Below are 20,014 nucleotides of genomic sequence, written 5' to 3'. Positions count from 1 at the left end.
ATATAACACCGGGCTGTTTCTCCTACAACTGGATCGAGCCTATGAAAGCCAAGGCTGATGTACCTTTTGCACCCTTGAATATCGCGGTGCTGACTGTCAGTGATACCCGGACCCTGGAGACCGATACCTCCGGCCAGGTCTTCGTCGATCGACTGAGCGCAGCAGGCCATAACCTGGCCGCGCGCGTCCTGCTCAAGGACGATCTCTACAAGATTCGCGCACAAGTGGCGACCTGGATCGCCGACGACCTGGTCCAGGTGGTGCTGATCACTGGCGGCACCGGTTTTACCGGCCGCGACAGCACCCCGGAAGCTGTGTCTTGCCTGCTCGACAAACAGGTCGACGGTTTTGGCGAGTTGTTCCGTCAGATCTCGGTGGCCGACATCGGTACTTCCACCGTGCAGTCGCGGGCCCTGGCCGGGCTGGCCAACGGCACGCTGGTGTGCTGCCTGCCGGGCTCGACCAACGCGGTGCGTACCGGTTGGGACGGCATCCTCGCCGAGCAGCTGGACTCGCGGCACCGGCCGTGCAATTTCGTCACGCACCTGAAACAGGCGGCACCTTGTGAATCCCGTGGGTAAGCCGGGCAAGGCCGGTGCCTTGATGCCGGTCGAGGCCGCATTGGCCCGTTTGCTGGAGATGGCCGAGGCTACTCCCATTCTCGAGCACGAGCGGCTGCCGCTGGCGGCAGCTCAAGGCCGGGTCTTGGCCGACGATTTGATTTCCACCCTGGATCTTCCGCCCTGGCCCAACAGCGCCATGGACGGTTATGCCTTGCGTGCCGCGGATTGGAGCGGTGAGGCCCTTGCGGTCAGCCAGCGCATTTTCGCCGGCCAGGCGCCCGAGCCTTTGGCGCCCGGTACCTGCGCACGCATCTTCACCGGGGCGCCGGTCCCGGCGGGGGCCGACTGCGTGGAAATACAGGAGAACGCCGAGGTTCAGGCCGATGGGCGGGTGTCCTTTACCGAGCCGCTCAGCGCCGGGCAGAACATTCGTCCCCAAGGCCAGGAAACCAAGGTCGGCGAGTGTGTATTGGTGGCCGGAACGCAGCTGGGGCCGATCGAACTGGGGCTCGCTGCTTCCTTGGGTTGCGCGGAGTTGGAGGTGGTGCGTCGAGTGCGGGTCGCCGTGCTTTCCACCGGCGACGAGCTGGTAGAACCCGGGCAAGCGCTGGGTCCAGGGCAGATCTACAACAGCAACCGTGTCCTGCTGTGCAGTTGGTTGCAGCGGCTGGGCTGTGAAGTGGTCGACGGCGGGATCCTGCCCGACGATCTGCCCACGACCCGGCGGCGCCTTGCCGAACTGGCGGATGTGGACCTGATCCTGTCCACCGGTGGTGTATCGGTGGGCGAGGCGGATTTCTTGGGCATCGCCTTAAGGGAAGAGGGCGAGCTTGCGCTCTGGAAGCTGGCGATCAAGCCGGGCAAGCCGTTGACCTTCGGGCATTTCCGCGGCGTGCCGGTGATCGGCCTGCCCGGTAACCCGGCCTCGACACTGGTGACCTTTGCCTTGCTGGCTCGCCCCTATATTTTGCGGCGCCAGGGAGTGAAGGAGCTGGAGCCCTTGCAGTTCCAGGTTCCAGCCGGGTTTGCCTGGTCGAAACCGGGGAATCGACGAGAGTATCTGCGTGGGCGTCTGGAGCAGGGCAGGGCAATCATCTACCGGAACCAGAGTTCCGGGGTCTTGCGCAGTGCCGCCTGGGCCGAGGGGCTGGTCGAGGTACTGGAAGAGCGAACGCTGGTTGAGGGCGATTGGGTCAACTTCATCCCATTGAGTGAAGTCCTGGGCTGACTCCAGGGGAGGCGGACCTGGTCGGCAGCGCCGGGTCCATCCTCCAGAGCCCTGCCTATCAACGCAGGAGTAAAAGGATCAGCAAGCCAAAACGGCTGTTAAGTCCCCAGGACAGCAGTGCCGATATAAATCCGGCATAGGCCAACACCCACGCGAGCTTCTTGAGCAAGGCATGAAGCTTGCTGTCGGGCTTATGCTCGGGGTCACGGGTATGTACTTGATGGACACTCAGTTCCGGGTGTTTGCCTGTACTGAGCAGGATGCTCCCTTCCAGCCGAGTGAGCGCGGAGTTCGAGCGTTCAAAGCATTTCTTGTCATCCATGTGTTTCGCTTCCCTGTTTGAGGCGTCGTTCGCCTGCCATGAACATTCTCCGATTGTCTGTTTCGGGTCAATTCAGGTGATTCTCAATCTGCGGTCAGAAAAGTTACCGGTCAGCCAGCAGACGGCCTGACGGCGACAAATTGATTACATCCCGATCGGACTTTTTCTCATGGGCCGAGGGTCAACATCCTTCAATGGCCCTCGAATGACAGGAGTGATGAGCGATGAGCGAACGCAAGGCGATGCTGATATTGCACGGCAAGCAGGCCCTCAACGAAGAGGTCCGCGACGCTGTCGAACGCAAGCGTGAAGAGGGTTGGGAGCTGGCGGTCCGCCTGACCTGGGAAGCGGGCGACGCCCAGCGCCTGGTGGATGAAGCCCTCGTGGCCGGTTACACCCGCCTGATCGCGGGAGGCGGCGATGGCACCTTGCGTGATATCGCCGAGGCCATGGCGGCGCAGGCCAACGATGCCAGCCTGGTGTTGCTGCCGCTGGGGACGGCCAATGATTTCGCGCGGGCGGCCGGCGTGTCGTTGCTACCCCATGAGGCATTGAACCTGCTCGACGCTCCGGCACGGGCGATCGACCTCGGCGAGGTCGGTGGCCAGGTATTTCTCAACATGGCCACGGGCGGGTTCGGCAGCCAGGTGACGGCCAATACCTCCGAGGACCTGAAAAAGATTCTGGGGGGCGCGGCCTATCTGTTCACTGGTTTGTCCCGTTTCAACGAACTGCATGCGGCATACGGTGAACTGCAGGGGCCGGATTTCCATTGGCGCGGCGAGCTGTTGGCCCTGGGGATCGGCAACGGGCGCCAGGCCGGTGGTGGTCATCTGCTGTGCCCAGAGGCGATGGCCGATGACGGATTGCTGGATGTCAGTATCCTGCCGGCCCCCCAGGAGTTGGTGGGCACCTTGAAGGACCTGCTGGCTGGCGGCTGGGGGATCGACAACCTGTTTGTGCGCACGCGCCTGCCCTGGGTTGAAATCAAGGTGTCCGAGGGGCTGGATATCAATCTCGACGGTGAGCCCCTGCAAGGCGAAAACCTGCGTTTTCGCGCGCTCCCAGGGGCATTGCGGGTGCATTTGCCGGAAGACTCCCCGCTGTTGGCGGCTTCGGCGTCTTAATCGTCGAGGCTGATGATCTGTTCGCGGACGGCAAACAGGACCAGGCCGGCCACATCATAGATCTGCAGGCGTTTCATGATCTGCGAGCGGTGGGTTTCCACGGTCTTGATGCTCAGGCCAAGCCCATGAGCGATTTCGCGGGTCGATTTGCCGCGAACGATCAGGCGCAGGATCTCCAGCTGGCGTGCGGTCAGGTTATGGGTTTCAACGGGTTCCGGATGGGGCTTCTGCACGCGGATCAGCGCCTGGTTGATCACCGTGTGGGCAATGGCCGGGCTGAGATAACGCTCGTTGTTGCGCAAGGCGTCGAGCGCGTGCTCGAGCTCGTTGGCGGTGGTGTCCTTGAGCAGATAACCATGAGCACCGGATTCCAGGGCCTGCATGATCAGCGCCGGATCGGTGTGCATCGAGAGAATCAGTACTTTGCTCTGCGGGTGCACCACCTTGAGTCTCTTCAGGGCTTCGAGACCGCCGATATCCTTCATGGAAATATCCAGAAGGATAATGTCCGGCGACAGCCTCTCGACCATTTCCAGTACTTGTGCGCCATCGTTGGCTTCGCCGATCACGGCATAGCCAGGAATGTCCATGACCAGGGCACGCACGCCAGCCCTGATGAGCGAGTGGTCATCCACCAGAAGTAAATTGCAGGTCAATGTAAAACCTTATTCGTACTGGCCCGTTCGAGTGCGCGAGGCGCCCAGGGGAAGAGTGCTTCGATTTGTGTGCCCTGGTCGGGCTGGCTGGAAACCTTCAGGGTGCCACCCAGTTGCGCGATTCTTTCCGCCATGCCCGCCATGCCGCGTTGTCCTTGCGCGCCAGGATTGGCCGCTGGGGAAAAGCCACAGCCATCATCGCTGATAAACAGCGAAAGGCCCTCGGGCAGGCGTTGCAGGCGTACCAGCAGGTTATCCGCCTGGGCGTGGCGCAGCATGTTGGTGACGGCTTCCTGAGTGATGCGAAAGGCGGCCACCGCCATCTCCTCGGGGATGCCTGCCAGGCGTTGCTTGCATTCCAGGCTCCAGTGCACGGAAGTGTTTTCCAGGGTCTTCAGCAAGTGTGCCCGCAGGCTGGCTTCCAGGCCCAGGCTGGCCAATTGCCGGGGATTAAGAATGGCCGATACATCGCGCACCTTGGCCAGGGTTTCTTCCAATGTGCTTTGAAGCGTCGTGCAATGCTGTTGCAGGTCTTCGGGCAGGCGGCGCTTGAGCCATTCGCTTTGCAGCTTGGCGGCAGTCAACAACTGACCAATATCATCATGCAATTCACGACTGAGGCGATGGCGCTCGTTTTCCTGGACTTCCAGCAAGCGATCCGCCAGTTCCTGAGGTTGGAACTTGATCGAATTGCGCGAATCGCCGTAATAGGCCCAGACACTGGCCAGGGCCGCCAGATTCAGGATCAGCAGGCTGAGGGGAAAGGTCGTCGACAGGCAATAGACGGCCAGACTTCCAAGTGCCGAGCATGAGCACAGCAACAGGTTGAGCCAGCGCAGGTTTATTCGAGAGAGAAGTCTGGTGGCAGTTGACTTGAGGCTGGCGTACATAGCGGATGGAGCCAATGAATGTTCGCTGCGGGGAGACCGGTCAAGTCGACTGACGGGCCCCGGTTTGGAAAACGGTATTATTTGAGTATGCGGCTTCAATTAACGCGGTCTATTCGTTGGGAGCAAGCCTTGCACTGATCAGGTGTGTAACAAGATCAATCTGAAATCACAGTGCCATTAAGGATATCGTTTAGTGGCTGGCATAGTATCAGCTTAGCTACCGTTGGTCGCGTCTCTATATATGTCCAGCGGGTCAGGAATATTGCCTTTTGGGACGTATGTTCCGATTCGCTTGTTTTAACTGGCTCCGCTCAAACAGTGACTGTATCTGGCCTTGGCGAACGGGTAGGCGAGATTCAGAACACTTGAAGTCTCGGGATTGGTTTTATTTAGTTGTGTTAGTTGGTTCTGTCGTTAACAGGCATGAAATATTGGATAACGACATGATGCTGGTCAATGTCACGACATATCTAACGACTGAAGTTAGGTATTAACGACAGGGTCTATGCGTTTCTCTTGGCGATCGAAAAAACTTTGAACGAATTTTGGTGGCAGGACAGGGGGGCGGGCAGAGGGTCGATTTGCACGGCGAGGGATTCGATGAGGGTGGCCTGTTCGTTGCCATCGAGGTTCAACTGCCCAGTCACCGGATCGACGAGTTCAAGCTGCCAGGCCATCAGGCTGAAGCATTCCCCGAGGGTGTCGAGGATCTGCTCGTTCATGTCCGGATGAGGATGGGAGTGATCCAGCAACGCATGAACCTGGCGCGAGAATTCGGCGGTGCTGCGCAGCGCCAGCCCGTCGGTTTTCTCGGCCAGTTTGAGCAGGGTGGACAACATGCAATCGATGGCGTCCTGATCGTTCCTGATCAGGTTGAGATGGTTCAGGCATTCAACAGACTTGGCCAATAGTGCTTCTGCCTCAAGCAGAAAGTCGGGTGACTGGTGCCACTCTTTATCGTCGATCAGCATGCTTGTCTCCACGACGCCACGTCAGATGATGGAATGGTCCGTTTTGTGAGCGGCTGTAAGGTATTACGTCGGTTATGCCGTGGGATATAGGACGAATCTGATTGGTTCTCAACGGACGAAGACGCTGTGCTGGTGTTTAGTCTGCAGGCGACAGACTGCCGAGCACAGTGTGTCGGCCACGCTTGGACAGCGGAGGCGGGGGGGCTCGAAGGGGCACCAGCCCATCTTCCTGCGATCACAAACAAAAGCCTGACTCCATTCATGCAATGAGAATGGCGTCACATTAATGGCTATTGGATATTGCGAATATCAGGTTGGTCCTGATTGCCGATAGGGGATTCCCTTATAAAGGGGAACCAAGCGCTGAAATAGAGGTCGCGGCGGGGAAGTTGTGTGAGTGAAATCGCGAAGCCAGTAAAGCATGATGTTAATGTGACATCAATGCCTTTGCATGGCATTTTGTATGCGGGTCAAGATTCGGCGAATTGCGCCGATAACCCACGTTAGTGAATTCATCAGAACAAGCCCAGGAGTCATTACATGGCCGGCATTCTCGACACGGTAGATCAACGCACGCAACTGGTGGGTGAGAATCGCCTGGAAATCCTCATGTTCCGTCTGGCCGGGCGACAGTTGTTCGCGATCAACGTGTTCAAGGTGCAGGAAGTCCTGCAATTGCCGAAGCTGACGCTGATGCCCCAGCGCCATCCGTTCGTCTGTGGCGTGGTCAACCTGCGGGGGCAGACGCTGCCGGTCATCGACCTGTCCCAGGCGATCGGCATGCGACCGCTGGTGCCGGGTCCCAACAGCACCATCATCGTCACCGAGTACAACCGCTCGGTGCAGGCCTTCCTGGTGGGGGGCGTCGACCGCATCGTCAACATGAACTGGGAAGCTATCCTGCCGCCACCGACCAGTGCCGGGCGCCAGCATTACCTGACGGCGATCAGCAAGGTCGACGATCAACTGGTCGAGATCATCGACGTGGAAAAGGTCCTGGCCGAAATCGTTCCGTACAACGCCAAGGTGTCGCGGGACAAGCTCGACGATCCGGTGCTCGAACGTGCCCGCGGCCGTGAAGTGCTGTTGGTGGACGACTCCAACGTGGCGCTGTCGCAATTGCGCGACACCCTGGGCCAGTTGGGGGTGAAGATGCACATTGCCAGCGACGGCCTGAAGGCCCTGAAGATGCTCAAGGCCTGGGCCGATACCGGGGTCGACATGACCGACAAGCTGCTGATGGTGTTCACCGACGCCGAAATGCCGGAAATGGACGGCTATCGCCTGACCACCGAAATCCGCAACGATCCTCGTCTGCGCGGCCTTTATGTGGTGCTGCATACCTCCCTGTCCGGCAGCTTCAACGAGTCGATGGTGAAGAAGGTCGGTTGCGACAACTTCCTGTCCAAGTTCCAGCCGGACAAACTGGTCGACGTGGTGCGCCAGCGCCTGATGCTGGACGAAGTTCCCGCCTGACGGCAGCCGTGGACGGAGCGACGCCTGCGCGGCAGGTGCTTCTTTGATTCGCGGGCCGGCTCGTATAAGGTTGCTTTCTTTGCCACCCGGGAGCTGGCCATGCGTCTCAGCGCGCTTTATCGATACCCCTTGAAATCCGGCAAGGGCGAGTCCCTGCAACAGGTCGCGCTGGACAGGCTGGGGCTGGAGGGAGATCGACGCTGGATGCTGGTCGATGAACCCAGCGGACGCTTTCTGACCCAGCGTGCGGTCCCGCACATGAGCCAGCTTTCGGCGCTCTGGAACGCCGAGGGAGGGCTGACCCTCAGTGCTCCCGGCTACCCATCCCTCGATGTGCCACTGCCTGGTGCGGATGCCCCGTTACGTGGCGTGACCATCTGGCGCGATACCCTGCGCGTACCGGATGCCGGCGACGAAGCCCATGCCTGGCTGAGCGATTTCATCGGCAAGCCGACCCGCCTGGTACAGGTCCCCCCGGAGCGTGCGCGCACCACTCAGGCCGGTTACGGCAAGGATGACGATCAGGTGGCCTTTGCCGACGGTTTTCCGTTGTTGCTGATTGGCGAGTCCTCCCGGGAAGACCTGTCCAGTCGTGTCGGCCGTCCCCTGGAGATGCTGCGCTTTCGCCCGAACCTGGTGATCGAGGGCTGCCCGGCCTTTGCCGAAGATGGCTGGAAACGCATCCGCATCGGCGATATCGAGTTTCGTGTGGTCAAGCCTTGTGCGCGTTGCATTCTCACCACCATCGATCCGCAGACCGGCGAGCGCAGCGCCGACCGTGAACCGCTGGCCACGCTGCAGCAGTACCGGGCGCAAGAAGGCGGGGCGATGTTCGGGCAGAACCTGGTGAACGATGGCATTGGCCGCCTGGAAGTCGGCATGCCGGTCACGGTGCTGGAATAGTCGGTGGTGTAGAAACGAAAAATGCCCGTATCGCCAGATACGGGCATTTTTTATCGCCGACGATTAGTCCCTGGGAGTGGGATCAGCCGCGGTATTCGCACAGGTAGGCGGTGTCGACGGCCACTTTCAGCTGGAACTTGCTGTTGGCTGGTACGTTGAACTGGCTGCCGGCGGCAAAGGTTTCCCAGTCGTTGCTGTCAGGCAGCTTGACGGTCAGGGCGCCGGAAACCACATGCATGATTTCCCGTTGAGCCGTGCCGAACTCGTATTCGCCCGGAGCCATGACGCCGATGGTGGCGGGACCTTCGGCCGTGCCGAAGGCAATCGACTTGACGGTGCCGTCGAAGTACTCGTTGACTTTAAACATGGGCGATTCCTCAAAAAGGGGTCAAAAAGGCCGGCCAGTATGCACAAGGCCTTCAGATGCGTCACCTGTTGCGCGGACGGATCAGCCGGGAAGAATCAGAGGCAATAAACGCGCCGTATTGCGGGCATCTTCCAGGGCGCGATGCTGCTGGCCGGTGAACTGCAGCCCGGCCAGTTGCAGCGCGCCGTTCAGGCCCAGCGGTCGTTCGAGGCGGCGGGCCTTGGCGAAGCGTTGCTTGAGGTTCATGTGCGGCAGTTGGGCGAGGGCGCTGTGCAGTTGTGAGCGTTGCCACTCCTGCAGCAGTTGCTTGCGATCGTAGTCGCCCCAGCTGGCCCAGCCCTCCAGGCGCGTGTGATGCTGGCCCAGCCAGCGTTCGAACAGCGGCCAGACTTCGCTCAACGGCTGGGCGCCGTCGATCTGGGCCTGGGTGATGTGGGTCAGTTCACGGCAGAACGGCGTCAGCATCGGCCGCCGCAGCGGGCGCACGAAGCGTTGGAAATGGTCCAGTTCACGCCCTTCGCGGTTCACCAGGGTGGCGCCGATCTCGATGATTTCCATGTCGGTCAGCGGCCAGCCTCCTTCGTCCGTGGTGGCTTCCAGATCAATTACCAACCAGTGGGGCATCACAGGCTCCAGCTTCAACATCCCGATGAGGCTTGAGCGTAGCCAAACCCGACGTCTGCGCCTAGCGGCTTATTCCACCTCCAGCAGAATCTGGCGGTTTTTCACCTGATCGCCGAGATTGACCTGCAGCCGCTTGATCACGCCATCGATCCCGGCCTTCAGCGGATGCTCCATTTTCATCGCCTCCAGCACCAGCAGCAGTTGCCCCTTGCTGACGGTCGCGCCCTCGCTGACCAGTACGTCGACTATGGCGCCGTCCATGGGCGCCTTGAGCATGCCGCTGTGGGCGCCGGCCTGGCTGGCGACCGGTGCGTGGCTCAGGTCTTGAAGGTGCAGGCTGCCAGGACGGGTGAACAGCCAGAGCTGCCCGGCTTCCAGGGTGTAGGCGTAGCGGCGGCGGATACCGTCGATGGTCGCGCAGGCCCAGCGGCCATCCGTCTCCAGCAGCTGTACCTCGAAGCCTTGGTCGGCGTGTTGAATCCGCAGCGTTCCGGCCTGGTTATTCAGTTCAAGGTTCCATACGGCTTCACCCGAACCCAGGCGATAGTGCAGCGGCACACTGGCGTTGTTGCGCCAGCCGGCCAGCGCTGCGCCGTGAGGCTGGGCCGCGTGCTGATAAAACAGTGCCGCGGCCAGGGCCAGTTCGGCGCCGCTTGGCGGTTGCGGGCGCAGGCTTGGATCGTCGGCGAAATGTTCGGCGATAAAGGCGGTGCTGAATTCGCCACTGGCAAAGCCAGGGTGGCGAAGCAGGTTCGCCAACAGCTTCTGGTTGCTCGCCACGCCGGTCAGCACCGTGTCCTCGACCGCGCGCAACAGCTTGCGGCGCGCCTCTTCGCGGGTGGCGCCGTGGGCGATGAGTTTGCCCAGCATCGGGTCATAGAACGGGCTGACGCTCTGGCCTTCCAGCAGGCCGTGATCGATACGCACATCGACACCCAGTGCCGGTTCCCAGAGCCGTACCTGGCCGGTTTGCGGCAGGAAATCCTGCGCCGGGTCCTCGGCATACAGCCGCACTTCGATGGCATGGCCCTTGAGTTCGACCTGTTCCTGGCGCAGCGGTAGCGGTTGACCGGCCGCCACTTGGAGTTGCAGGGCCACCAGGTCCAGGCCGGTGATCATCTCGGTGACCGGGTGTTCGACCTGCAGGCGGGTGTTCATTTCCAGAAAGTAGAATTGCCCCCGTGCATCGAGAAGAAATTCCACGGTGCCGGCGCCGACATAATTCACCGCCCGACCGGCCTTGAGGGCGGCCTCGCCCATGGCCTGGCGCAGCTCGGCGGTCATCACCGGGCAGGGCGCTTCCTCGACGACTTTCTGATGACGGCGCTGGATCGAGCAATCGCGCTCGCCGAGGTAGATCAATTGGCCGTGGCGGTCGCCGAACACCTGGATTTCCACATGCCGCGGTTCGATCAGCGCCTGCTCCAGAATCAACTCGTCGCTGCCGAAGGCGTGCAGCGCCTCGGAGCGCGCGGTACGCACCTGGGCCAGCAGCTCATCGGCTCGCTGCACCAGGCGCATGCCGCGTCCGCCGCCCCCGGCGCTGGCCTTGATCATCAGCGGGTAGCCGATGCGTTCGGCTTCGCGTTGCAGGGTCGCATCGTCCTGTTCCGCGCCCTGATAACCGGCGATGCAGGGGACGCCCGCCGCGAGCATCGCCAGCTTGGACAGGCGCTTGCTGCCCATCAGCTCGATGGCCTCGGCGCTGGGGCCGATAAAGGTGATGCCGGCTGCCTCGCAGGCGCTGGCGAATTCGGCGTTCTCCGACAGAAAGCCGTAACCGGGATGCAGCGCGTCGGCGCCCGTGCGCCGGGCCGCGTCGAGGATCGCCTGGCTGTTCAGATAAGACTGTTGGACCGCCGCCGGGCCGATATGCACCGCCTCGTCGGCCATCCGCACATGCAGCGCATCGGCGTCGGCGTCGCTGAACACCGCCACGGTGCGATAACCCAGGGCTTGGGCGGTGCGCTGGATGCGGCAGGCGATTTCACCGCGATTGGCGATCAGGATTTTGCTGAAGGCGGGCATGGGGTGGTTTCCTGAGATCGGTGGTGTTTGGTCGGGCATTTCGCGAGCAAGCTCGCTCCTACAAAGGCGTAGGCCAGTCACGGACCGGTAGGAGCGAGCTTGCTCGCGATGGGGCTCATGAGGCCCACGCCGGTTTGCGTTTCTGCACAAAGGCCATGGTTCCCTCGATGCCTTCGGCGCCAGTGACAGCGGCGCCGAACTGTTCCGCCGCGCGATCGAGCAGCGGCGCCAGCGGTTCTTCAGCGCTGGCCAGCAACAGGGCTTTGGTCGCGGCGTTGGCCTCGGGCGCGCAGCACAGCACATGGGCCAGCACCTCATCGAGGCGTTCGGCCAGGGCCTCTGGGCCGTCTTCGACAAAATGCACCAAGCCCAGCCGTTCGGCTTCGTTGCCATCAAAGCGCGCGGCGGTCAGGGCCAGCCGACGGGCCTGGGTCAGGCCGATGCGCTTGACCACAAACGGCGCGATCTGCGCCGGCAGCAGGCCGAGGCTGGTTTCCGGCATGCCGAACTGCGCCTGATGATCGGCGATGGCGATATCGCTGACACAGGCCAGGCCGAAGCCGCCACCCAACACCGCGCCCTGCAGCAGCACGATCAGCACCTGCGGGGTGTGCTGGGCTTCTTCAAGCAGTGTGCCGAACGCCCGGTTCAGTTCCTGATAGGCGCTGGCGCCCTGGGCACGGGCACTGGCCATGTCTTTCAGGTCGCCGCCGGCGCAGAAGTGCCCGCCGGCGCCCCTCAGGACCAGGGCGCGAATGCCGCGGTCATCGCGTACCGCCGCCAGCACCGCGCGCAGTTCGGCGACCATGTGCAGGTTCATGGCGTTACGGCTGTCCGGGCGATCGAGGGTGATGTGCAGGACGCCGCCACGGGGCGCCAGCAGCAGGGTTTCGCAGGCGGGCAGGCGGCTCATTTTCTTTTCCCCGGCAGGATGCCCATGAGTTTGCAGATGATGCCCAGCATGATTTCGTCGGCACCGCCGCCGATCGAAACCAGGCGCACGTCGCGGTAGGCGCGGGCCACCGGGTTGTCCCACATGAAGCCCATGCCGCCCCAGTATTGCAGGCAGCTGTCGCTGACTTCGCGGCCCAGGCGCCCGGCCTTGAGCTTGGCCATGGACGCCAGGCGGGTGACATCCTGGCCGCGCACGTATTGCTCGGTGGCCTGGTACACCAGGGCTCGCAGGCATTCGATTTCGGTGGACAGCTCGGCCAGGCGGAAGTGGATCACCTGATTGTCGATCAGCGCGCTGCCGAAGGTCTTGCGCTCCTTGCAGTACTCGATGGTGCTGTCGACGCAGTACTCCAGGCCCTTGATCATGTTGGCCGCGCCGAACAGCCGCTCTTCCTGGAATTGCAGCATCTGCATCATGAAACCCGCGCCTTCGTGGCCGATGCGATAGCGCTGGGGCACGCGCACGTTGTCGAAAAACACCTGGGCGGTTTCCGAACTGCGCATGCCGAGCTTGTCCAGGTGCGGGCTGAGGCTGATGCCGGGGCTGTTCATCGGCACCATGATCAGCGACTTGTTGACGTGGGGCTTGTCGTCCGAGGTGTTGGCCAGCAGGCAGATGAAGTCGGCGCTGGGGGAGTTGGTGATCCACATCTTGCTGCCGTTGATCACATAGTCGTCGCCGTCCTTGCGCGCGGTGGTCTTGAGCCCGGCCACATCGGAGCCGGCACCGACTTCGGAGACACCGATGCAGCCGACCATTTCCCCGCTGATGGCCGGGCGCAGGAACTCCTCGCGCAACTCGTCGGAGCCGAAGCGCGCCAGGGCCGGGGTGCACATGTCGGTCTGCACGCCGATGGACATCGGGATGCCGCCGCAATGGATGGTGCCGAACTCTTCGGCGGCGACGATCGAATAGCTGTAGTCCAGGCCCATGCCGCCGAACTTCTCCGGCTTGGAGATGCCCAGCAGGCCCAGTTCGCCGGCCTTGCGGAAAATCTCGTGGATCGGAAAGCGCCCGGCCTTTTCCCATTCCTCGACATGCGGGTTGATCTCGCGCTCGACAAAATTGCGCACCGTGCGCCGCAGTTCTTCATGTTCCTGGGTGAAGATCATTTTTATTGTTCTCCTCAAGTTGAGTGACGCAATCCCTGAATCTTGTTACCCCTGCAGCCGCTGCCGCAGGCCGAAAACACCGTCGTTGCGGAACTGCTCGCTGTCCCTGTAGCCGCTGCCGAAGGCTGCGATCGGCCCCGCAGGGGACGTGCCCTTGAGGCCCTCGAAGGCTCTTCGTGCCTTATCGCAGCCTGCGGCAGCGGCTACAGGTCAGAACCGTGCGACGCCGAAGCTATTGGGTTGTAGCTGACGTACCTGCGCCTCGTGGCAGATATCCAGCAGATAACCCAGCAGGATGCGGGTATCCCGTGGGTCGATCAGCCCGTCGTCCCACAGGTTGGCGCTGCCATACAAGGCCGTGGATTGGCTGTCGAGTTTCTGCGCCGTGACCTGTTCCAGCATATCCAGCATCTGTGGATCGGCCGCCTGGCCCTGCTTGGCATGCTTGGCCTCGGTGACGATGCGCAGCACCTTGCCGGCCTGGGCGCCGCCCATCACCGCGGTACGGCTGTTGGGCCAGGCGAAGATGAAGCGCGGGTCCAGGCCGCGGCCGCACATGGCGTAGTTGCCGGCGCCGTAGGAGCCGCCGACCACGATCGTCAGCTTCGGCACCCGGGCATTGGCCACTGCCTGGATCAGCTTGGAACCGTGCTTGATCACGCCCTGCTGCTCCGACTCGGTGCCGACCATGAAACCGGTGGTGTTGTGGAAAAACAGCAGCGGGGTGCCGCTCTGGTCGCACAACTGAATGAACTGCGCGGCCTTGCTCGCGCCTTTCGGGGTGATCGGCCCGTTATTGCCGATAAAACCGCAAGGGCGCCCCTGGATCTGTAAATGGCCGCAGAGGGTCTGCGGGTCGAACTCGCCCTTGAACTCGAGGAAGTTCGAGCCGTCGGCGATGCGCGCGATGATTTCCCGGGCATCGTATGGCTTCTTCGGGTCGTCGGGAATCAGCCCCAGCAGCTCGTCGATCGGGTACAGCGGCTCTGCATAAGGCCGGGGCGGCTGTAGCGGCAGCCGGGCATTCCACGGCAGGGCTGCGAGGATTTCCCGCACGATGCGCACGCCGTCGCCGTCGTTTTCCGCCAGGTATTCCGCGGTGCCGGCCACCTGCGCATGCATTTCGGCGCCGCCCAGTTCTTCATCGGTGGCCACCTCGCCGGTGGCGGCCTTGAGCAATGGCGGGCCGGCGAGAAACAGCTTGGCCTTGCCGCGCACCACCACCACGTAATCCGACAGCCCCGGCTGGTAGGCCCCGCCGGCGGTGGCCGAGCCATGGACCACGGTGACCTGCGGCAGGCCCATGGCCGACATGCGTGCCTGGTTGGCGAAGCTGCGCGCGCCTTCGACGAAAATCTCCGCCGCGTAATTGAGGTTGGCGCCGCCGCTCTCGGCCAGGGTCACCACCGGCAGTTTGTTTTCCATGGCGATCTGCTGCAGGCGCAGGGATTTTTTCAGGCCGCTGGGGGAGATGGTGCCGCCCTTGATCGCACTGTTGTTGGCCACCACCAGCACCCGCACGCCGCTGACGTAGCCGATGCCGGCGATCAATCCGCCACCGGCCTGGCTGCCATCCTTGTCGTCGTGCAGTTTGTAGCCGGCCAGGCTCGCCAGTTCGAGAAAGGGCGCGCCGGGGTCGAGCAGCAGATTGAGGCGTTCGCGGGGCAGCAGTTGCCCGCGCTTTTCGAATTTCGCCTTGGCCTCGGCGGCCTTGGCCAGCAGGTTCTGTTCCAGCTGGCGGATCTGCGCGATGCCGGCCAGCATCGCTTCGCGGTTCTGCTGGAACTGCGGGCCGTGGGGATCGAGCTGGGACTGTATGACTGGCATGGCTTATTTCCCGTCCTTGAGTGGCTCGTCCTTGAGCACATCCGGCAGGTAGGCGCGGTGGAAGCCGTTGTAGGACTCGCTGTGGGACGCCTTGTGCAGCGGCCAGGCACGGCTGCCGAGGCTGGCGGCGCCGTCGATGCGCAAGGTGCTGCCGCTGATGAAGGCCGCCGCCGGGCTGAGCAGGAAGACGATGGCGGCGCTGACTTCCGACTCGGTGCCGATGCGCTTGAGCGGTACGTGTTCACGCAGGGTCGGGATCACCGCCTTGAACGCGCCTTCGTAGGTGTCCATGCCGCTGGAGGCGATCCAGCCCGGCGCCACGGCATTGACCCGCACCCCGGCATGGCCCCATTCGAACGCGGCGGTCTTGGTGAAATTGTCCATCCCCGAACGGGCGGCGCCGGAATGGCCCATGCCGGGCATGCCGCCCCACATGTCGGCGAGCATGTTGACGATGCTGCCGCCGTGCTTGCTCATGGACTGGTTGAAGACTTCCCGGGCCATGAGAAAACCGCCCACCAGGTTGGTGCGCAGCACGGTTTCAAACCCTTTCTGATTGATCGAGGCCAGGGGCGAGGGGTACTGCCCGCCGGCGTTGTTGACCAGGCCATGCAGCGGCCCGTGGTCACGGATCAGTTCGCTGACCAGGGCCTTGACCGCTTCCTCGTCGCGGATATCGCAGGCATGCCCGCTGGCCTGGCCGCCGTCTTCGGCGATCTCCGCGGCCACCTTGTGCAGCTTGTCCGCCTTGCGCCCCACCAGCAGCACCCGGGCGCCAAGGGCCGCCAGTTCATGGGCGGTGCAGCGCCCGATGCCGCTGCCGCCACCGGTGACGACTAGGGTCTGGCCGGCGAACAGGTCGGGTTTGAAAATCGAGTCGTAGCCCACGAAAAGCCTCCTTCAGTTGACGGCGTCGGCGATGCTCTGCGGCACCGGGATCTGGATTTCCAGCAACTGCTGGGCGAAGGCCTTGCCTTGCGGGTCGATGCGCAGGCTGGCGACACCGCCGCCACCGAGGGCGTTCTCCAGCAGGAAATTCAGGCTGTGGGTGCCCGGCAGATACCAGCGCTGGACCCGGCCATGTACCGGGTCCAGCACATGGCTCATCCAGTCCACCACGACGGCGGGTGTCAGGGCCTCGGCGATCCACGGCAGGTATTCGGGGGCGCGGGCCATGACCCCGATATTGCTGTGGTTGCCCTTGTCGCCGGAGCGTGCCACCGCCAGCTTGACCAGCGCCACGCTGGCGTCGGCGCGGCCCACGGGGCTGGCCACGGCATGGGGCGCGGGCAGGGCGCTGGCGTCGAGGCTGTCGAGCTCGGGCAGCTCGACCCGGTGGCGCTGGCCGGCCATCTCGACTTCCAGGGTGCAGGCGCTCTTGTCGATCAGGAACGAGAACAGGCGGATCAGCGGATAGACCGTGGGCCGGCCGCCGACGATGCCGGTCAGGCCCGGGGCCATGCCCGTGGCGGCCTGGGCGATCTCCCGGGAAAACAGCACCAGCGCGCGTTTGTCCGGATGGCGCACGGCGAGCTTGATCACCACTTCGCGGCTGTCCTGGCGCTGGCCGTGGGGGCCATAGGTGGCTTCGCTGCCGAGCAGTTCGATATTGACTTCGCTGTAGGGCGCCCAGCCGCGCTGGCCGAACATTTGCGTGGTCTTGTCGATGATCGCCTGGCTGACCCGACGCGCCTTGGCCACCGCGTCGATACCGGCGATCAGGCAACTGGCGGTGCAGCGGAAACCGTCCGGGTAGGTGGCGCTGACCTTGTACTGGCCGGTCGGCGGCAGGCCCTTGGCGCCATGCACGCTGACCGCATTCTTGCCCTGTTGGCGCAGCTTGACCTGGGTGAAGTCGCAGACCACGTCCGGCAGCAGATAGGCCCGTGGGTCGCCGATTTCATATAACAGCTGTTCGCCGACGGTCAGCGGCGTGACCAGCCCGCCGGAGCCTTCGGGCTTGCTGACCACGAACTGGCCATCGGCGCTGACTTCGACTATGGGAAAGCCGATGTGTTCGTAGTCCGGCACGTCGCGCCAGTCGGTGAAGTTGCCGCCGGTGCACTGCGCGCCGCATTCGATGATATGCCCGGCGAGGGCGGCCTGGGCCAGTTTGTCGTAGTCGTGCCAGGACCAGCCGAATTCATGCACCAGCGCGGCGCTGACCACCGCGCTGTCGACCCCGCGACCGGTGATGACGATGTCGGCGCCCAGCTTCAGGGCTTCGACTATCCCGGGCGCGCCGAGGTAGGCGTTGGTGGACACGCACATGGGGGGCAAGGGGGCGCCGCTGAACATTTCATGAATGCCGCTGCCGCTCAGTTGCTTGAAGCGGGGTTGCAGGTCGTCGCCCAGCAGCACGGCGATTTTCAGGGCGACGCCGGCCTGGTCGCAGGCCGCTTGCAGGGCCGCGGCGCAGGCCTGCGGGTTGATCCCGCCGGCGTTGCTGATGACCCGGATCTCCTGCCGGGCGATCTCGCCCAGCAGCGGGCTCAAGACCTCGACGAAATCCGTAGCGTAGCCGGCAGTAGGGTCCTTCATCCGCGCGCCGGCCATGATCGACAGAGTGATCTCGGCCAGGTAGTCGAACACCAGGTAATCCAGGCGGCCGCCCTCCACCAGTTGCGCGGCGGCGCTCGAGGTGTCGCCCCAGAAGGCGCTGGCACAACCGATGCGAAGGGTCTTGGTCATGGCTGGGGCTCTCGATAAAAGACTCGATAAAAAGACGCGATGACAGAACTGGATCGAGACTACCAAGCAAGCGCTTGGTTTGTAAACGTCGGAAATATCTTATTCCCAAGCGCTTGCTTGGTCGTCCCCGCGGGCTTAAATTGCGCGCGCAAGCTCCCTGTTTCAGGGGGCTGCGCCGCATAACGATCGAGCGAATGTAGGAGAGAGGCCGTGGACGAGCAAAAAGCCTTGCTGGTGATGCGCCAGCTGGTCGCCAACGGGCAACTGACCGATCCGGACAGCGCCCGCGGCAAGCTGCTGCAAACCGCGGCTCACCTGTTTCGCAACAAAGGCTACGAGCGCACCACGGTGCGCGACCTGGCCGGCGCGGTGGGCATCCAGTCCGGCAGCATCTTTCATCACTTCAAGAGCAAGGACGACATCCTGCGCGCGGTGATGGAGGAAACCATCCACTACAACACCGCCCTGATGCGCGCCGAACTGGCCGAGGCCGGCAGCGTGCGCGAGCGGGTGCTGGCGCTGATCCGCTGCGAGTTGCAATCGATCATGGGCGGCAGCGGCGAGGCCATGGCCGTGCTGGTCTACGAATGGCGCTCGTTGTCGGCGCAGGGCCAGGCCGACGTCCTGGCGCTGCGCGACATTTATGAGCGGATCTGGTTGCAGGTGCTGGGCGAGGCCAAGGAGGCCGGCTTTATCAAGGGCGATGTGTTCATAACCCGGCGTTTTCTCACTGGGGCGCTGTCCTGGACCACCACCTGGTTCCGCGCCGAGGGCAGCATGACCCTGGAGCAACTGGCCGAGGAAGCGCTGACCCTGGTGCTCAAGGAGCCGTAGGCCTCCTGCAAGTAATTAATTATTCAGTGGAAAGTTGTCGAAGCCAGGGAAACCGCCTAGTTTTAATGGCATTGCCCTGTTTCTTTTCTTGAGGTGAGTTGCCTTGATGTCTTCGCCAATGCGGACGGCTTTGCGAGTGCTGGTGTGGGGCCTGGCCACCCTGACGGTTTTTCCGGCCTGCGCTGCGCAGTTGGTACGCGTGGGGGCGGCGCATTTTCCCCCTTATACCGTGCGTCCCGAGCAGGGCGCCGACACCGGGCTGCTGCCGCAACTGGTGGACGCCTTGAACGCGCTGCAGAGCGACTACCAATTCGTACTGGTGCCGACCTCGATTCCCCGGCGTTTTCGCGATTTCGAGCAGGGCCGCGTCGACATGGCGATTTTCGAGAACCCGGCCTGGGGCTGGCAGAACATTCCCCACACCAGCGTCGACATGGGCCTGGAAGATGCCGAAATCTTCACCGCCCAGCGCGAGCCCGGCCGCGGCCAGGAATATTTCGCCGACCTCAAGGGCAAGCGCCTGGCCCTGTTCAGCGGTTACCACTACGCGTTCGCCAACTTCAATGCCGACCCCAAGTACCTGGCCGACACCTACAACGCGACCCTGACCTATTCCCACGACAGCAACCTGCTGATGGTGCTGCGCGGTCGTGCCGACATTGCGCTGGTGACCCGTTCCTACCTCAGTGATTTCCTTTCGCACAATACCGACACGGCGCAGCAATTGTTCGCCTCCGATCGGATCGATCAGGTCTACCACCACTATGCGCTGATTCGCCCCATGGCGCCGATCAGCGGCGAAAACTTCGCCAAGTTGCTGGGGCGCCTGCGCGACAGCGGTGAATTGCTGAAGATCTTCGATCCCTACCGCATCGTGGTCATGCCACCGGCCAAATGAAGCCGCCGGCAAGGCGGCTTGCCTAAATTTCCCTGTGCGGCTCACGTCACTTGGTTGAACACTGATGACGCTGAGTCCGTGCCATGTCCTCTCTCGATACGCTGTCCGCTGTGGCCGTTGCCGATACCTGTCGTTGCGCCGCCGATCCCGCTGGCCTGCAACCGCTGCGCCTGGCCGGTATTGAAACGAGCGGTGCCAGCCGCGGGCCTGGCACGCCACTGCCACCGGCGGGCAGCGAGGTGCTGCAAGCCTTGCGTGGGCAAGAAGGGTGGCGTGACGAGTGGATGGCCGGCTGGTTATCGACCCTGGTGCATTCGTTATGCCTCGACCACGGGCCGGGCGAATGGCTGGCCGAGGACGCTGGCCAGAGGCTCGAGCAGCAGGAGCGTTGCCTGCATTGTGGGAGAGCCTTCGATTTTTCCCACAAGCGCGCCGCCTTGCTGATTCTGGCGCAGGGGCGGGGGGACGGACGGCATCAGGCGGTCGAGAAGATCTGGCGGGAGCCTTCCTGTTCGCGGTAGCGCCGTGGCTGACGGTGGCTA

At 62.9% G+C, this 20,014-nt stretch carries 20 protein-coding genes; 8 read left to right on the top strand and 12 right to left on the bottom strand.

Annotated elements, in window-relative coordinates; genetic code table 11:
• The first annotated feature begins 41 nt into the window (after window positions 1-41).
• Both moaB and glp read left to right on the top strand, forming a co-directional pair.
• Window positions 42-581, top strand: coding sequence for a molybdenum cofactor biosynthesis protein B (moaB, locus tag J4E58_RS16805; protein ID WP_007923271.1), 540 nt, complete (start codon window positions 42-44; stop codon window positions 579-581).
• Window positions 582-603: 22 nt separating this feature from the next.
• Complete coding sequence (gene glp / locus J4E58_RS16800) at window positions 604-1,791, top strand: gephyrin-like molybdotransferase Glp (protein ID WP_172963025.1); 1,188 nt, start codon at window positions 604-606, stop codon at window positions 1,789-1,791.
• Between the two features lie 58 nt (window positions 1,792-1,849).
• Here the strand turns inward: glp and J4E58_RS16795 are convergent, their stop codons facing one another.
• The gene (locus tag J4E58_RS16795) at window positions 1,850-2,113 is read right to left on the bottom strand and encodes a hypothetical protein (RefSeq protein ID WP_009044924.1); all 264 of its coding nucleotides are present in this window, start codon (window positions 2,111-2,113) and stop codon (window positions 1,850-1,852) included.
• A gap of 224 nt (window positions 2,114-2,337) precedes the next feature.
• Between J4E58_RS16795 and yegS the strand changes: the two genes are divergently transcribed.
• Window positions 2,338-3,240 (top strand): lipid kinase YegS, encoded by a 903-nt coding sequence (gene yegS, locus J4E58_RS16790; protein WP_087092782.1) that lies wholly within the window; start codon window positions 2,338-2,340, stop codon window positions 3,238-3,240.
• Here yegS and J4E58_RS16785 read toward each other — a convergent pair.
• The 3 genes from J4E58_RS16785 to J4E58_RS16775 all read right to left on the bottom strand — a co-directional run bounded on the left by J4E58_RS16785 (window position 3,237) and on the right by J4E58_RS16775 (window position 5,757).
• Entirely contained in the window at window positions 3,237-3,896 is a 660-nt protein-coding gene (locus J4E58_RS16785) for a response regulator transcription factor (RefSeq protein ID WP_009044922.1), read from the bottom strand. The genes yegS and J4E58_RS16785 overlap by 4 nt on opposite strands.
• On the bottom strand, window positions 3,893-4,786 hold the full coding sequence (locus J4E58_RS16780) for a sensor histidine kinase (RefSeq protein WP_007929997.1): 894 nt from the start codon (window positions 4,784-4,786) through the stop codon (window positions 3,893-3,895). Before J4E58_RS16780 ends, J4E58_RS16785 begins: the two co-directional genes overlap by 4 nt.
• A 503-nt stretch (window positions 4,787-5,289) precedes the next feature.
• On the bottom strand, window positions 5,290-5,757 hold the full coding sequence (locus J4E58_RS16775; RefSeq protein ID WP_007929998.1) for a hypothetical protein: 468 nt from the start codon (window positions 5,755-5,757) through the stop codon (window positions 5,290-5,292).
• A gap of 540 nt (window positions 5,758-6,297) precedes the next feature.
• Between J4E58_RS16775 and J4E58_RS16770 the strand changes: the two genes are divergently transcribed.
• Entirely contained in the window at window positions 6,298-7,233 is a 936-nt protein-coding gene (locus tag J4E58_RS16770; protein ID WP_009044919.1) for a chemotaxis protein CheV, read from the top strand.
• A gap of 99 nt (window positions 7,234-7,332) precedes the next feature.
• Window positions 7,333-8,136 carry an MOSC domain-containing protein gene (locus J4E58_RS16765; protein WP_062825103.1) on the top strand — a complete coding sequence of 268 codons (804 nt, stop codon included), beginning with the start codon at window positions 7,333-7,335 and terminating at the stop codon, window positions 8,134-8,136.
• A gap of 82 nt (window positions 8,137-8,218) precedes the next feature.
• Here the strand turns inward: J4E58_RS16765 and J4E58_RS16760 are convergent, their stop codons facing one another.
• The 8 genes from J4E58_RS16760 to J4E58_RS16725 form a co-directional block, all read right to left on the bottom strand.
• Window positions 8,219-8,503: a pyrimidine/purine nucleoside phosphorylase gene (locus tag J4E58_RS16760; protein WP_007930001.1), complete on the bottom strand. Its 285-nt coding sequence runs from the start codon at window positions 8,501-8,503 to the stop codon at window positions 8,219-8,221.
• An 81-nt stretch (window positions 8,504-8,584) separates the two neighbouring features.
• Window positions 8,585-9,127, bottom strand: a complete 543-nt coding sequence (locus tag J4E58_RS16755; protein ID WP_007930003.1) for an exonuclease domain-containing protein — start codon at window positions 9,125-9,127, stop codon at window positions 8,585-8,587.
• Between the two features lie 69 nt (window positions 9,128-9,196).
• Window positions 9,197-11,155, bottom strand: a complete 1,959-nt coding sequence (locus tag J4E58_RS16750; protein ID WP_087092783.1) for an acetyl/propionyl/methylcrotonyl-CoA carboxylase subunit alpha — start codon at window positions 11,153-11,155, stop codon at window positions 9,197-9,199.
• 115 nt (window positions 11,156-11,270) lie between these two features.
• Window positions 11,271-12,068: an enoyl-CoA hydratase/isomerase family protein gene (locus J4E58_RS16745; RefSeq protein WP_087092784.1), complete on the bottom strand. Its 798-nt coding sequence runs from the start codon at window positions 12,066-12,068 to the stop codon at window positions 11,271-11,273.
• Window positions 12,065-13,222: a citronellyl-CoA dehydrogenase gene (gene atuD, locus J4E58_RS16740; RefSeq protein ID WP_007930006.1), complete on the bottom strand. Its 1,158-nt coding sequence runs from the start codon at window positions 13,220-13,222 to the stop codon at window positions 12,065-12,067. Before atuD ends, J4E58_RS16745 begins: the two co-directional genes overlap by 4 nt.
• Window positions 13,223-13,432: 210 nt before the next feature.
• Window positions 13,433-15,049, bottom strand: coding sequence for a geranyl-CoA carboxylase subunit beta (atuC, locus tag J4E58_RS16735; RefSeq protein ID WP_087092785.1), 1,617 nt, complete (start codon window positions 15,047-15,049; stop codon window positions 13,433-13,435).
• A 3-nt stretch (window positions 15,050-15,052) separates the two neighbouring features.
• Window positions 15,053-15,937: an SDR family oxidoreductase gene (locus tag J4E58_RS16730; RefSeq protein ID WP_007922898.1), complete on the bottom strand. Its 885-nt coding sequence runs from the start codon at window positions 15,935-15,937 to the stop codon at window positions 15,053-15,055.
• A gap of 12 nt (window positions 15,938-15,949) precedes the next feature.
• Window positions 15,950-17,740 carry an acyclic terpene utilization AtuA family protein gene (locus J4E58_RS16725; RefSeq protein ID WP_087092786.1) on the bottom strand — a complete coding sequence of 597 codons (1,791 nt, stop codon included), beginning with the start codon at window positions 17,738-17,740 and terminating at the stop codon, window positions 15,950-15,952.
• A gap of 210 nt (window positions 17,741-17,950) precedes the next feature.
• Between J4E58_RS16725 and J4E58_RS16720 the strand changes: the two genes are divergently transcribed.
• The 3 genes from J4E58_RS16720 to J4E58_RS16710 all read left to right on the top strand — a co-directional run bounded on the left by J4E58_RS16720 (window position 17,951) and on the right by J4E58_RS16710 (window position 19,993).
• A complete protein-coding gene (locus J4E58_RS16720) occupies window positions 17,951-18,574 on the top strand; it encodes a TetR/AcrR family transcriptional regulator (RefSeq protein ID WP_009044910.1) in 624 nt (207 codons plus the stop codon).
• A 106-nt stretch (window positions 18,575-18,680) separates the two neighbouring features.
• Complete coding sequence (locus J4E58_RS16715) at window positions 18,681-19,472, top strand: ABC transporter substrate-binding protein (RefSeq protein ID WP_053262128.1); 792 nt, start codon at window positions 18,681-18,683, stop codon at window positions 19,470-19,472.
• Between the two features lie 83 nt (window positions 19,473-19,555).
• Window positions 19,556-19,993: a pyoverdine biosynthesis protein gene (locus J4E58_RS16710; RefSeq protein ID WP_087092787.1), complete on the top strand. Its 438-nt coding sequence runs from the start codon at window positions 19,556-19,558 to the stop codon at window positions 19,991-19,993.
• The last annotated feature ends 21 nt before the right edge of the window (window positions 19,994-20,014 follow it).

The sequence above is a fragment of the Pseudomonas sp. FW305-25 genome, assembly GCF_017351415.1.
In the GTDB taxonomy this organism is placed as follows: Bacteria; Pseudomonadota; Gammaproteobacteria; order Pseudomonadales; family Pseudomonadaceae; genus Aquipseudomonas; species Aquipseudomonas chlororaphis.
Note: the sequence above shows the minus strand (reverse complement) of the source record. Positions and strands in the feature narration are given on the sequence as shown.